Below are 14,007 nucleotides of genomic sequence, written 5' to 3'. Positions count from 1 at the left end.
GACGGTTTGGACAGCGGAGTGAAAGTGTGCCTGGCGTCAGGCAGCACAACGGTTAAGCCGATTCTGCACACATATGTGTACATGGGCGACACCGAGTACCGGAACGTCCGTCTTACCAAGGACGCGTATCAGCGGCTCAGAGCGCGGAAGCGGGAAGGAGAATCCTTCTCGGATACGATCGACCGGATCGCAGGCGAGCGGTCGTTGCTCGATCTCGCGGGAGTGCTCACCGACGCGGAGGCCGAGACGATGCGCGATGCCATTCGTGAGCAGACCGATCGGTCGCGGGCGGAACTCGACCGACGCACCGACCGGCTGGACTCGTGATTGTCGATACCGACATCCTCATCGATGTCATGCAGGGAGCCGATCGGGCCATCCAAACGGTCGGTGCACTCGAGAGCCAGCAGGTTCCACTTCGGGTTTCGGCGGTGTCTCAGTTCGAACTCTATCACAGCATCGAGCGGGTGACAGACGCCAGTACACGTCGTCGACAGATCGAGAACGTGCTCGAAACGAAAACAGTGTATCCCGCAGACAGTGCGGTAATGAAGAAGGCCGGCCGGATCGACGGGCGGCTCGCTGCGGACGGACGGGCGATTGGAATCGGCGACACGATCATCGGTGCAACGGCGCTCATCCACGAAGAGCCGGTGCTTACGAGAAACGTCGACCACTTCGAGCGGATCGACGGCCTCGATATCGAGTCGTACTGACGGCCAGGTGTGACGACTGGGCACGGCAACTGTGGTATCTGGCCGAAAATCGGTGGGGAAAAGGCAGAGCACACAGAAGGGGCTGACAATGCAACAGTACCAGGACCTCGTCGACGCGGCACTCAGCGAGGGGGCGTACAAGCCCAACCGCACCGGCGTCGACACGATTTCCTCGTTCAGCGAGCACTACGAGGTGGACCTCCAGGAGGGCTACCCCCTGCTGACGACCAAGCAGATGGATGGCTACCGCTGGAGTTCGATGCTCCACGAGGTCTGTTGGTATCTTTCGGGCGAGGAGCACATCCGCGACCTCCGCGAGGAAACTAAAATCTGGGACGCCTGGGCCGACGAGGACGGCCACCTCGATACCGCCTACGGGCGCTTCTGGCGACGCTTTCCGGTTCCCGAGGAACCCGCACAGCTGCCGGGCGAGTCCTGGCCCGATGAGAGCCAGCAGTGGGTCACCGCAGAGGAGACCGCAGACGGCGAGACGCGACGGACGTTCGACCAACTGCAGTACGTAATCGACACGCTCTCGGACTCGCCGAACTCACGCCGGCTCGTCGTCAACGCCTGGCACCCAGCGAACGCGGCCGTCTCGACGCTGCCGCCGTGTCACTACTCGTTCGTCTTCAACGTCCAGGGCGACCGGCTGAACTGTCACCTCACGCAACGCTCGGGCGACATCGCGCTCGGGATTCCGTTCAACATCGCGGCCTACGCGCTCCTGACGAAAGTCGTCGCCCAGCAGACCGGCTTCGAACCCGGCACGTTCGCCCATACTGTCGTCGACGCACACATCTACTGCGGCCGCGGCGACCGCGGGAAGTGGTACGCGGACAATCTTGAAGAGCTGCAGACTCGACTCGCCGATGTCGAGGCACGCAACGAGTACCGCGAGATTCGCGAGTGGCTCGAGTCCGAAGCGCCCGCCGAGAACGAGGGTGACGAGCGCCTCGACCACGTCCCGGGACTGCTCGAACAACTCTCGCGCGAGCCGCTTGATCGGCCGACGCTCGAGGTGGACGCAGCGACGATCGACGACCTGTCCTACGAGGATGTCACGCTGCACGACTACGAGTGCCACGACGGACTCACGTTTGGAGTTGCCGAATGAGCGGGGACTCTCCCTCACTCCCTGCGGTCAAGCGCGAACTCGTTGGCATCGTCGCCGTGGCAGACAATGGCGTTATCGGCAAAGACGGCGACATGCCCTGGCACATCCCCGCAGACCTGCAACATTTCAAGGAGACGACGATGGACCACCCCATCATTATGGGTCGAGTGACCTACGAGGGTATCCTCGAGACGCTCGGCGAACCGCTCCCCGGTCGGACGACGGTCGTGCTGACGAGTCAAACTCTCGAGACGCCCGAAAACGCCGTGCTCGCGAAAGATCTCGAGGTGGCACTCAAAGCGGCCGACGAGGCCGCACGTGACCGTCACGACGACACCGATCAAATCTTCGTTGCAGGGGGTGCAACCGTCTACGAGCAGTTCTTGCCCGCGCTCGATCGCCTGATCGTCACCGAAGTTCATCGGGAACCCGAAGGCGATACACTGTTCCCAGACTGGGACCGAAAGGCGTGGTCCGAGGAGTTTCGAGACGACCGTGACGGGTTCTCGTTCGTCGAGTACGTTCGGGACCAATCGTCACCGTGACTGATACGGACCAGATCATCGACGCGGTCGCACACGCACTCGCGGTCCGACCGACCGCTGTCACCGAACTGCAAGGCGGTCAGATCGGCTCCGTCTATCGTGTCGACTGCGCAGACGGCTCATGTCTCGTCGCGAAGACCGGCGACTCGTCGCTTTCGACCGAGGCGTTCATGCTCCGTACGCTCGCGCGCGAAAGCGAGTTACCGGTTCCTGATGTTCGATACGCTGACGATGATCTGCTGGTGCTCGAGTACGTTCCGGGATCGACCGACCACGACTCCGCAGTCGCTCGCGACGCCGCGGCCCACCTCGCCGCACTCCACGATACCAGTGCGGACGCCTTCGGCCTTGAGCGTGAGACGCTCACGGGACCCGTCCGCCAGCCAAACCCGTGGACCGATTCCTGGATCACGTTCTATCGCGATCATCGACTCGAGTACGTTGCGAGTCTCGCGCTCCAGGGCGGGACGCTCCCGGCGGCACTCGCGGACCGTCTCGACGCGGTGGCCGATGACCTCGAGTCACTGCTTGTCGAACCGGACGCACCTGCGCTGATCCATGGCGATGTCTGGACCACGAATGTCCTCTCACGTGACGGAGATGTCGTGGCGTTTCTCGATCCAGCAACGTACTACGCCCATCCCGAGATCGAACTCGCGTACGTCGACTGGACTGAGACCTTTGGTGACGCGTTCTTCGATCGGTACCGTGACTACCGGGCAATCGAATCGGGCTTTTTCGACCGGCGACGGTACGTTTATCGACTCTACCCGCTGCTTGTTCATACGCATCTCTTCGGCGAGCGGTACGTTGGCCAACTCGAGGCGACTCTTGCCCAACTCGGCTACTGAAAGACAGCTCTCTGTGGCATCTTGTGTCCCACGTTTGGGGTGTGATGCGTGTTCTACTCGTGTGCGACTGCCTACTCGTGTGCGGTCGGAATCATGTAGGTGCTGGAGACAGTCGCTGTGATATAATGTATATAGTGTATATGATGTGTATAAGGCACTGCATACAATCTTCTCGAGAGGTTCAAATGTATTTAATCCTAAAGTCGCTCCATGGCAACTGATGCGTTCTCGGACGCAATCCGGGAATTCGAACACGACGGCGAGACGTACAAGATGGCAGATCTTACTGTACTCGAGGAGCAGGGCCTCTGTGATCTCGACAAACTGCCAGTCAGTATCCGTATTCTACTCGAGTCCGTCCTCCGAAACGCTGACGGTGACCAGATCGATGCGGACTCGATTCGTGCAGCGGCCTCCTGGGAGCCCGACGTGCCGGACGCCGAGGTCCCCTTTACGGTGTCGCGGGTCGTCCTGCAGGACCTGACCGGCGTTCCCGCAGTGGTTGACCTTGCGGCGCTTCGCTCGGCCGCAGACCGCAAGGGCGTCGACCCGACGGTCGTCGAGCCCGAAGTCCCGTGTGACCTCGTGATCGACCACAGCGTGCAGGTCGACCACTTCGGCACCGACGACGCCTACGAGAAGAACGTCGAAATCGAGTACGAGCGCAACGAGGAGCGATATCGTTCGATCAAGTGGGCCCAGCAGGCGTTCGACGAGTTCAACGTCGTGCCGCCGGGGACGGGAATCGTCCACCAGGTCAATTTAGAGCACCTCGGCCGCGTCGTCCACGAGCGCGAAGTGGATGGCGACCAGTGGCTCGTTCCCGACACGCTCGTCGGCACCGATAGCCACACGCCGATGATCGGCGGTATCGGCGTCGTCGGCTGGGGTGTCGGCGGTATTGAGGCCGAAGCCGCACTGCTCGGCCAGCCGATCAACATGTCCCTGCCGGAAGTTGTCGGTGTTCGCCTCTCCGGTGACCTTCCCGAAGGTGCCACCGCGACGGACCTCGTACTCCACATCACCGAAAAGCTCCGTCAGGTCGGCGTTGTCGACAAGTTCGTCGAGTTCTACGGCCCCGGCGTCTCCCAACTCTCGGTCGCGGACCGCGCGACTATCTCGAACATGGCTCCCGAACAGGGTTCGACCATCAGCATGTTCCCCGTCGACGAGAAGACACTCGAGTACCTCGAACTCACGGGTCGCGACGAGGATCACATCGAACTCGTCCGCGAGTACCTCGAAGCCCAGGGTCTCTTCGGCGAGCAGGAACCCGAGTACACGGAAACCGTCGAGTTCGACCTCGACGAGGTCGAGCCCAGCCTCGCAGGCCACAAGAAGCCCCACGAGCGTATCCCGATGGGGAATCTCGACGAGCACTTCCCGACCCTCCTCGAGGAGCAGGGCGTCATCGGCGCGGGTGGCGAGCCCGCAATCGGCGACGGCAGCGGTGCAGCCGCAGCCGACGCGACCGACGCCGGACCGGGCCTTCCGCTCGACGAGAAGGTTCCCGTCGAACTCGAGGACGGAACTGAGGTCGAGATCGGCCACGGTGATGTCCTCGTCAGCGCGATCACGTCCTGTACGAACACGTCGAATCCGTCCGTGATGGTCGGCGCTGGGCTGCTCGCCCGTAACGCCGCCGAGCAGGGCCTCGAGATCCCTGACTACGTCAAGACGAGTCTTGCACCCGGCAGCCGCGTCGTCACCGAGTACCTCGAACGCGCGGAGCTGCTCGATGATCTCGAGGAACTGGGCTACCACGTCGTCGGCTACGGCTGTACGACCTGTATCGGCAACTCCGGACCCCTGCCAGAGCCGATCGAGAACGCGATCGACGAGCACGACCTCTGGACGACGAGCGTCCTCTCGGGTAACCGCAACTTCGAGGCACGCATCCACCCGAAAATCAAGGCGAACTACCTCGCCAGCCCGCCACTGGTCGTCGCCTACGGTCTCGCTGGCAAGATGGATATCGACCTCGAGAACGAGCCGATCGGCACGAACGACGACGGCGAGGAGGTCTTCCTTGAGGACATCTGGCCGGACACCGAGGAGATCCGCGAGACGATCCACGACAGCATCTCCCCCGAGATGTTCGAGGAGAAGTACGCAAGCGTCTACGAGGGCGACGAGCGCTGGGAGTCCCTCGACGCACCCACGGGAGAGGTCTACGACTGGGACGACGAGTCGACCTACATTCGCGAGCCGCCGTTCTTCCAGGACTTCCCACTCGAGAAGCCCGGCGTGGGCAACGTCGAGGACGCGCGTGCGCTGCTCACCCTCGGTGACACGGTCACGACTGATCACATTAGTCCCGCCGGCCTGTTCGGCGAGGACCTGCCGGCCGGTCAGTGGCTGACAGAGCGCGACGTACCGGTTCACGAATTCAACACCTACGGTTCCCGCCGCGGGAACCACGAGGTCATGATGCGCGGCACCTTCGCGAACGTCCGCATCACGAACGAACTGCTCGATGGGAAGGAAGGCGGCTACACGATTCACCACCCAACCGACGAGGAGACCACTGTCTTCGAAGCCTCCGAGCGTTACCGCGAGGACGACACCCCGCTCATCGTCATGGCTGGCGAGGAACTCGGTACCGGTTCGAGCCGTGACTGGGCCGCGAAGGGGACCGACCTGCTCGGTATCCGCGCGACGATCGGCAAGAGCTACGAGCGCATCTATCGTGACAACCTCATCGGCATGGGTGTCCTGCCGCTGCAGTTCGCCGAGGGCGAGGGCTGGGAAGAACTCGGTCTCGAGGGCGACGAGTACTTCGAGATCGACGGCCTGGAAGACGGCCTCGAGCCAAACGCCGAACTGACTGTCACCGCAGAAAAAGACGACGGCGAAACCGTCGAGTTCGACGTGACGGCGCAGGTCGACACCCCGATGGCTGTCGAGTACGTCGAGAACGGCGGTGTGCTCCACCTCGTGCTGCGACGACTGCTCACCGAGGAACTGCACTAACCAAGCGCGCTCCGACAGCGCCCATCACGCGGCGGTCGGCAACGCTCTGCTCGCGCTGACCTCCCCACTCCCCCGCCTGCTGTCACTACCCACCTGCTGTCACTCACGTCCGCACAACCACAGTCCGCCTCTCCGCACAATCGCATGTCACTCACGCCACTACTCGTCGATATCGGAACGACACTCGAGGACGCTACTGGCTTCGTCCAGTACCTGCTGGTGTTCATCTTCGCTGCGATTCCGGTGTTTGAGATTCTCGTCGTGATTCCGATTGCGATCGGACTCGGACTCGATCCGGTTCTGACGGGAGTCATCGCCTTCGCGGGCAACGTTCTCTCCGTGTACGCCCTGATTCTGTTTCACGGGCGGCTCTCGGACTGGTGGGCGGGCTGGCGTGGGAACGATGATGGCGAGGAGTCTGAACCCACCGATCGTTACGCGCGAGCACGAACCCTCTGGGACAGGTACGGCCTGCCCGGAATCTCCTTTGGCGGACCGATCCTCACCGGGGTTCATATCGCCGCGATCGTCGCGCTGTTCGCGGGGAGCCGGGATCGGCTCGTCGCGGGATGGATGACGGTCGGCATCGCGATCTGGACGGTGATCCTAACGGCTGCGTCCGTATTCGGCCTCTCGTTGCTCGGTCTCACGTAGTGTGTTGTTTGCTGTACCGACACACACTCGTCGGCCTTTTACAACCGCCAGCCGTAGGCGTGGGTATGACGACATCCACGCCGACCGATCGCAATCGGCTCGACGAGGAGGAGAGCCCGTACCTGCGCCAGCACGCGGACAACCCCGTCAACTGGCAGCCCTGGGACGAGCAAGCCCTTGAGACGGCCCGCGAGCACGACGTGCCGATCTTCCTCTCGATCGGCTACTCGGCGTGTCACTGGTGTCACGTCATGGAAGACGAGAGCTTCGCGGACGAGCAGGTCGCCGAGGCCCTGAACGAGAATTTCGTTCCGATCAAGGTCGACCGCGAGGAGCGGCCGGACGTCGACAGCATCTATATGACCGTTTGCCAACTCGTCACCGGCCGCGGCGGCTGGCCTCTCTCGGCGTGGCTCACCCCCGAGGGGAAGCCGTTCTACGTTGGGACCTACTTCCCCAAGAACGCCAAGCGCGGCCAGCCTGGCTTCCTCGACATCCTCGAGAACGTGACGAACTCGTGGGAAAGAGACCGCGACGAGGTCGAGAACCGCGCCGAACAGTGGACCAACGCGGCAAAAGATCGACTCGAAGAGACTCCGGATACCGTGAGCGCTTCACAGCCGCCGTCGAGTGACGTACTCGACGCGGCCGCGAACGCCTCGTTTCGGAGTGCGGACCGCCAGTTCGGCGGCTTCGGCTCCGACGGCCCGAAGTTCCCCCAGCCATCGCGGCTCCGGGTGCTCGCCCGCGCCGCAGACCGAACCGAACGCGAGGACTTTCAGGACGTGCTCGTCGAAACGCTCGACGCGATGGCTGCTGGCGGCCTCTACGACCACGTCGGCGGCGGCTTCCACCGCTACTGCGTCGACCGCGACTGGACGGTGCCCCACTTCGAGAAGATGCTGTACGACAACGCCGCGATTCCGCGCGCGTTCCTCATCGGCTACCAGCAGACCGGCGACGAGCGCTACGCCGAGGTCGTTGCCGAGACCCTGGCGTTCGTCGAGCGTGAACTGACCCACGAGGAGGGCGGTTTCTTCAGCACGCTCGACGCCCAGAGCGAGGACCCCGACACCGGCGAGCGTGAGGAAGGTACGTTCTACGTCTGGACGCCCGACGAGATTCACGACGTACTCGAGAACGAGACGACAGCTGACCTGTTCTGTGACCGGTACGACATCACGGAGTCAGGCAACTTCGAGGGCTCGAATCAGCCGAACCGCGTGCGCTCGGTGTCAGATCTCGCGGCCGAGTACGATCTCGAAGCACCCGACGTGCAGGACCGACTCGAGTCCGCCCGCGAAGAGTTGTTCGCGGCTCGCGAACAACGCCCGCGACCCAACCGCGACGAGAAGGTGCTCGCCGGCTGGAACGGTCTCATGATCGCGACCTGTGCCGAGGCCGCTCTGGTTCTCGGCGGGGGTGAGGATGGTGACGAGTACGCCACTATGGCCGTCGACGCACTCGAGTTCGTTCGCGATCGGCTCTGGGACGAAGACGAACAGCGACTCTCGCGGCGGTACAAAGACGGGGACGTGGCCATCGACGGCTACCTCGAAGATTACGCGTTCCTCGCGCGCGCTGCACTGGGCTGCTACGAGGCTACCGGCGAGGTCGACCACCTCGCGTTCGCCCTCGACCTCGCACGCGTCATCGAGGACGAGTTCTGGGACGCAGACCGGGGAACGCTGTACTTCACGCCCGAGAGTGGGGAATCGCTCGTCACTCGCCCGCAGGAACTGGGCGATCAGTCGACGCCCTCGGCGGCGGGCGTCGCTGTAGAGACGCTGCTCGCGCTCGAGGGCTTCGCGGATCAAGGCGACGAGTTCGAGGAAATCGCCACGACCGTGCTCGAAACCCACGCCAACCGCATCGAGACGAACTCGCTCGAGCACGCGACGCTCTGTCTCGCCGCAGACCGACTCGCGTCCGGGGCACTCGAGATCACGGTCGCCGCGGACGACCTGCCCGACGAGTGGCGCGAGGCGTTCGCCTCGCGGTACCTGCCGGACCGGCTGTTCNGGCACTCGAGATCACGGTCGCCGCGGACGACCTGCCCGACGAGTGGCGCGAGGCGTTCGCCTCGCGGTACCTGCCGGACCGGCTGTTCGCGCGCCGACCGGCGACGGACGACGAATTCGGCGACTGGCTCACTGAACTCGACCTCACAGATGCGCCGCCGGTCTGGGCCGGGCGCGAAGCAAGAGACGGCAAACCAACGCTATATGTCTGTCGCGACCGGACGTGCTCGCCGCCGACGCACGATGTTGAGGATGCACTCGAGTGGCTCGCAGGTGCGGAGCAGACTGAGAGTCCGTTCTAGACTGGTAGATGTGATTGCTGCCGGCGTCACTCGAGTTCGCGCCCGCGGTCCCCCCGACCGTTCGCTGACTGCGCTCGTCCACCGCGCTCTGCCATCGGTCGGTTTGCAGCCTCGCGGTCGAACGCCTCATCGGCTTCTAGCAGGCGGTCGCGTCGGTGTTCGAACTCTTCTTCGCTGAGTTCGCCGCTCGCGTACCGGTGTTTGAGTTGTGCGAACGCATCGGTCTGGTCGCTGGTGTCGCCTGCGGACGATTCGGGCCATGTTGAACCAGTCGGCTGCCTCCGTTCGGCCATGAGCGCGGCGATGTCCTCGCCCCAGAACAGAAAGACCGGTGTCAGGACGAACCAGCCGATCACCGCGAGCACGTCGACGACGAACTCGAGTTCGATGAGACTCAGGATGCTGATGATGCCGAAGGTTACGATCGCGACCAGGAGCCAGAGGTCCTCGCGACGAACCGTTCGAGACGGCTCTCCATACAAGTCGTCTTGGACACTAGAGCTAAAGAATCGTTCGACGCAGTTACACGTTACAGCTTGCTCTCGAGTTGGTCGGCGAGCCAGATGGCTGGTGGGACGGCCTCTTCCTCGACGAAACGGGTGACTTCCTCACCCTCGTCTCCGTCCGCGCCGGCGGGCGCGCGCTCGACCACAATCGTCGGAATGTACTCGATACCGTACTCGTCGACCCCAGAGCCTTGCTTGTCCTGGTCGACGGCTATCTCCTCGATGCGGTCGTCGGGGACGGAAGCGGCGTCGAGTGCAGCGCCAAAATCGGGGAGGAGCTTTCGGCAGTCCTTGCACCAGTCGCCACCCCAGACCTTGTAGACGACCTCATTGTTGTGTGCTTCGAGCGTGTCGACGGCGTCCTCGTAGGAGGCAGCGTCCCACGCGGGGTTCGGCTGCATGGTTTCGAGACTCATACGCGGTGGTTGTGAGTCGAGGGGCTTAACGGGCGTGTTCTTGACAGTCGTTGCAGGTGTCGATCATTTGGATTGTCTTTCCAGTGCTACTGGCCGCGAGTCGGTAGCATTTTTACACCAAACCCAAGAGTTATCAGCATGGTATTCGACTCGATCGCTGAGCCAGGGCACGAACAGATCTCGTACTTCTCTGACCCGGAGACGGGACTGACGGCTATCGTCGCGATTCACGACACGAGCCTCGGTCCGAGTCTCGGCGGGACACGCATCCGTGACTACGAGTCCGAAGAGGCCGCACTGACGGACGTGCTGCGCCTTTCGGAGGCGATGACATACAAGGCGGCCGCAACCGATCTCCCGCTTGGTGGCGGCAAAGCGGTCATCATCGGCGACCCAGAGGAGGTCAAAACCGAAGACGCACTCGAGGCCTACGGCCGCGCGGTTGATTGTCTCGCGGGCCGGTACATTACCTCGGTCGACATCAACTCGGGCGCAGAAGAGATGGACATCGTCGCGCGCGAGACGGACCACGTCGTCGGCGGGACGGACGGGCTGGGGAACCCGTCTGAAGTCACGGCACACGGTGTCTTCTCGGGCATTCGCGCCTGCGCGGAACACACCTACGGCACCGACACTGTCAGCGACCTCGATGTCGTCGTCCAGGGACTCGGAAAGGTCGGCCGACTGCTCGCCGAGGAGCTACTCGAGCACGGCGCGTCCGTGACGATTTCGGACGTGAACCAGGAGGCAGTCGACGAGTTCAGCGCGGCCCACGATGTCGACGTCGTCGCGCCGGATGCGGTCTACGAGGAACCGTGTGATGTCTTCGCGCCGTGTGCGATCGGCGGCGTCGTCAACGACGAGACGATCGACCAGTTGCAGTGTGACATCGTCGCCGGCTCGGCGAACAACGTCCTCAAGGAGCGACGACACGCGGACGCACTCGCCGAGCGCGACATCCTCTACGCGCCGGACTACGTGATTAACGCGGGCGGCCTCGTCACCGTCGGCAAGGAGTACTTCGGCGGAACGTACGAGGAGGCCTACGAGGAGTCCGAGAAGATTGGCGACAGACTGACCGAGATGATCGAGCGTGCCGAAGCCAACGACAGCACGGTGGTCGACGCTGCCGAAGCGTACGCACAGGAACGAATCGACGAATCCGACACGGTGACGCCGGCGCTGCCGTCGAACTAGCCAATTTGTCCGTTCTATCGGTTTTGTACGTTCTGCACGTTCTGTATCCCAATATTCCAGCATTCCTGTACGCCTGTACTCTTGTACTCCTGTTCTCACACTCGTTTTCCGCCATCGCCACCACCGGCACGTCCTGCCTGTGTCCAGCACGGGTTTACGTCTCGACTCCATAGCCTGGGTCAATGAAGGGAAGCATCCTGGACACTATCGGTTCACCGCTCGTCCAGGTCGACTCACCGGAGGGGGCGACCGTCGCCGCGAAGGTCGAATCCTTCAATCCTGGCGGGTCGGCCAAGGACCGGCCAGCCCTCGAGATGATCCGTACCGCCGAACGCGAGGGCGCGATCGAACCCGGCGACTGGCTTGTCGAACCAACCAGCGGCAACACCGGCATCGGGCTCGCGCTCGTCGCCGCCGCCCGCGGCTACGACCTCACCATCGTCATGCCAGCCTCGAAGTCCGAGGAACGCCGCCGCGTCATGGCCGCCTACGGCGCAGCCCTCGAACTCGTCGACGGCGAGATGGAAGACGCCCGCGAGCGCGCAGATGAACTCGAGTCCGAGGGCGCGGTCCAGCTCGGCCAGTTCGAGAACCCGGCCAACCCAGAGGCCCACTACAAGACGACCGGCGCGGAGATCATCGAACAGGTCGGCGACCGCGAGATCGACGCCTTCGTCGCCGGTGTCGGCACCGGCGGCACCCTCTCGGGAACCGGCCGTCACCTCCGCGAGGAATTTCCCGAGATGGACATTATCGCCGTCGAACCCGAACGAAACGCTGTCCTCTCGACGGGCGAACCCGGCGAGGACGAGTTCCAGGGAATGGGACCGGGCTTCGTCAGCGACAACCTTGATCGGGACCTGATTGACCGCGTCGAGACGGTTGCACTCGAGAACGCTGAGGACGAGTGTCGTCGTCTCGCCCGCGAGGAGGGAATTCTGGTCGGCCAGTCGAGCGGTGCGACGAGTCTGGTTGCGAACAGAATCGCACACGAAATCGCCGAACCGGAGCGTGACTGCCCGGAGGTACCGGACGCGTTCGAGCACCAGGAACTCGCCACGCCGGAGCCTGATGGGGGTCAGCGAATCGAAGACTGTCCGCTCGTCGTCACCGTCTTCTGGGACAGCGGCGAGCGCTACATGTCGACTGGACTGTTCGACAAGTAAGCTGGACTTCGACAACGAAGATAGCCAAAAGACCTCTTTCACCTAGAGCAATCGTCTTTATCCGTCCCCGTGTATGTCCAAGTACGATGACACACCCCTCCAGACGAACGCTCATCGGGAGTACGGCAGGACTGCTCGCGCTGACGGCTGGTTGTATCGCCGACGATGATGACGATGACCCGGATCCGGGCTCAGGGTCCGGTGACGACGATGAGTCAGAGAACGGCGGCGACGTAAATGGAGACGAAAACGGCACTGAGAACGGAGACGAGGACGACGATGACGACGGAACTGGGACCGACGGCGTTTCCATCGACGACCACCAGTACCAGCGCTCCGAGATTAGTGACGAGCCGTCCATGGAACACCTGCGATCGGCCGACGACGCCGACAACTGGCTTGCCGAGCGTGACGTCGACGACGATCTCACCGAGTTCCTGGACGAAACCGATTTCGGCGAGTCGGTGCTCGTCGCACTCGAGGGCGGCGGCCCGAACCTGTGTTACGAACTGGCCGTTGAGCGCGCCGAACTTGAGGACGACACGTTCGTCGTCGAGGCCGCGGTGGTAGACGAGTCGACGCCGGAAACGGCCTGTGCTGAGCAGGAAGTGACCGTCGGCGCAGTGGTTCGCGCGACGTTCGACGACGACCCGGTGACGGACGTGTCGGTGTCGCTCACCGACCGCGACGGGAAAGAACACGGAATGGCTACGGCGAGCGACAGTGCGAGCGATTCTGCGTCCGATTCGGCTGAGGCGGACGCCTAAAAAACAGTATCGACGGGCTGGTCCCCCTGGCGCTTCTCAAGGCGAGTGCTCTGCTTCAGTAATTCGAACGACGAGCGTCGAGTCGACATCCCTGAGGTCGTACTCGGGGAGGTCGCCACCTGTCCGACGGACGTACAGCGGTTCGACGAGGTGACGGCGTGCGGTCGCTGTCGCCGTTTCCGTTTCAGTTTGTTGTGTCTCGGTCCGTGCTTGCCCTCCCGCTGTTTGTGTCTTCGCGTCCTGCCTCTCGTCGCTCCCGCTCCCGTGCTCTCCCTCGGAACCGTATTCGCTTTCGGTGTTCGCTCCGGCGGCTGATACAGCAGGAGCGCCGGGAGCAGACGCGGGATCGGCACGTTCCACGCCGTAAATCTTGCAGAATTCGCCCGTTTCGTCGGGATCGACCGCGCTATTTCGAAGCTGTGTCGCGAGTTCGCGCGAGAGCCACTCTTCGTCGCTCACGCTTGGCTCCTGGACGAGCGCCTCGTCGACGAAACGGGTGAGATACCAGTCGAGATCGTTCAACAGCGAGATGGCCGCGCCGACGCTGACGGTTCGCAAAGCGATCGTGTTCTCGAACGGCCGGCGCAGATCGTACGTCGAGAGTGCCTCGCGAGCCGTCTCGCGCGAGAGCAGCTCGTACTGGAGAGTGCAGTCGTCGGCCCCGATGAGACAAACGCGGGTCACTGTCGAGTGATGTGGTCGGTTCGGTAATGTTGGTTTCGGGTTTCGGTTCAGAACCTCGCACTGGTGGCGCTGCCGAATGCCAACGAATGCCA

Annotated in this window: 13 protein-coding genes and 1 pseudogene; 11 read left to right on the top strand and 3 right to left on the bottom strand. The window is 63.1% G+C overall.

The window, feature by feature from the left end:
- Positions 1-81: 81 nt before the first annotated feature.
- The 8 genes and pseudogenes from C482_RS16370 (at position 82) to C482_RS16335 (ending at position 9,179) form a co-directional block, all read left to right on the top strand.
- On the top strand, positions 82-327 hold the full coding sequence (locus C482_RS16370; RefSeq protein ID WP_006168865.1) for an antitoxin VapB family protein: 246 nt from the start codon (positions 82-84) through the stop codon (positions 325-327).
- On the top strand, positions 324-716 hold the full coding sequence (locus tag C482_RS16365; protein ID WP_006168864.1) for a type II toxin-antitoxin system VapC family toxin: 393 nt from the start codon (positions 324-326) through the stop codon (positions 714-716). Before C482_RS16370 ends, C482_RS16365 begins: the two co-directional genes overlap by 4 nt.
- Positions 717-804: 88 nt before the next feature.
- Entirely contained in the window at positions 805-1,833 is a 1,029-nt protein-coding gene (thyA, locus tag C482_RS16360; RefSeq protein ID WP_006168863.1) for a thymidylate synthase, read from the top strand.
- Positions 1,830-2,378, top strand: a complete 549-nt coding sequence (locus C482_RS16355) for a dihydrofolate reductase (RefSeq protein WP_006168862.1) — start codon at positions 1,830-1,832, stop codon at positions 2,376-2,378. Before thyA ends, C482_RS16355 begins: the two co-directional genes overlap by 4 nt.
- Positions 2,375-3,229, top strand: coding sequence for a fructosamine kinase family protein (locus C482_RS16350; RefSeq protein WP_006168861.1), 855 nt, complete (start codon positions 2,375-2,377; stop codon positions 3,227-3,229). The genes C482_RS16355 and C482_RS16350 overlap by 4 nt, the downstream gene beginning before the upstream one ends.
- Before the next feature lie 210 nt (positions 3,230-3,439).
- The gene (gene acnA / locus C482_RS16345) at positions 3,440-6,202 is read left to right on the top strand and encodes an aconitate hydratase AcnA (protein WP_006168860.1); all 2,763 of its coding nucleotides are present in this window, start codon (positions 3,440-3,442) and stop codon (positions 6,200-6,202) included.
- 144 nt (positions 6,203-6,346) lie between these two features.
- Positions 6,347-6,856: a small multi-drug export protein gene (locus C482_RS16340; RefSeq protein WP_006168859.1), complete on the top strand. Its 510-nt coding sequence runs from the start codon at positions 6,347-6,349 to the stop codon at positions 6,854-6,856.
- Between the two features lie 65 nt (positions 6,857-6,921).
- Positions 6,922-9,179, top strand: a pseudogene (locus C482_RS16335) (thioredoxin domain-containing protein).
- 26 nt (positions 9,180-9,205) lie between these two features.
- On the opposite strand, the gene C482_RS22495 reads toward C482_RS16335, so the two are convergent.
- The gene (locus C482_RS22495) at positions 9,206-9,661 is read right to left on the bottom strand and encodes an SHOCT domain-containing protein (RefSeq protein ID WP_152422036.1); all 456 of its coding nucleotides are present in this window, start codon (positions 9,659-9,661) and stop codon (positions 9,206-9,208) included.
- A 47-nt stretch (positions 9,662-9,708) separates the two neighbouring features.
- Complete coding sequence (locus C482_RS16330; RefSeq protein WP_006168856.1) at positions 9,709-10,101, bottom strand: TlpA family protein disulfide reductase; 393 nt, start codon at positions 10,099-10,101, stop codon at positions 9,709-9,711.
- A 138-nt stretch (positions 10,102-10,239) separates the two neighbouring features.
- On the opposite strand from C482_RS16330, the gene C482_RS16325 reads away from it, so the two are divergent.
- From C482_RS16325 to C482_RS16315, 3 genes are all read left to right on the top strand, one after another.
- Positions 10,240-11,298 (top strand): Leu/Phe/Val dehydrogenase, encoded by a 1,059-nt coding sequence (locus C482_RS16325; protein ID WP_006168855.1) that lies wholly within the window; start codon positions 10,240-10,242, stop codon positions 11,296-11,298.
- A gap of 182 nt (positions 11,299-11,480) precedes the next feature.
- Positions 11,481-12,464: a PLP-dependent cysteine synthase family protein gene (locus C482_RS16320; protein ID WP_006168854.1), complete on the top strand. Its 984-nt coding sequence runs from the start codon at positions 11,481-11,483 to the stop codon at positions 12,462-12,464.
- An 86-nt stretch (positions 12,465-12,550) separates the two neighbouring features.
- Complete coding sequence (locus C482_RS16315) at positions 12,551-13,231, top strand: hypothetical protein (RefSeq protein WP_006168853.1); 681 nt, start codon at positions 12,551-12,553, stop codon at positions 13,229-13,231.
- 36 nt (positions 13,232-13,267) lie between these two features.
- Here the strand turns inward: C482_RS16315 and C482_RS16310 are convergent, their stop codons facing one another.
- On the bottom strand, positions 13,268-13,915 hold the full coding sequence (locus C482_RS16310; protein WP_006168852.1) for a DUF5804 family protein: 648 nt from the start codon (positions 13,913-13,915) through the stop codon (positions 13,268-13,270).
- Positions 13,916-14,007: the final 92 nt, after the last annotated feature.

Origin of the sequence: Natrialba chahannaoensis JCM 10990 (assembly GCF_000337135.1) — an archaeon.
GTDB lineage: Archaea > Halobacteriota > Halobacteria > Halobacteriales > Natrialbaceae > Natrialba > Natrialba chahannaoensis.
This window is presented reverse-complemented; position numbering and strand designations above follow the sequence as displayed.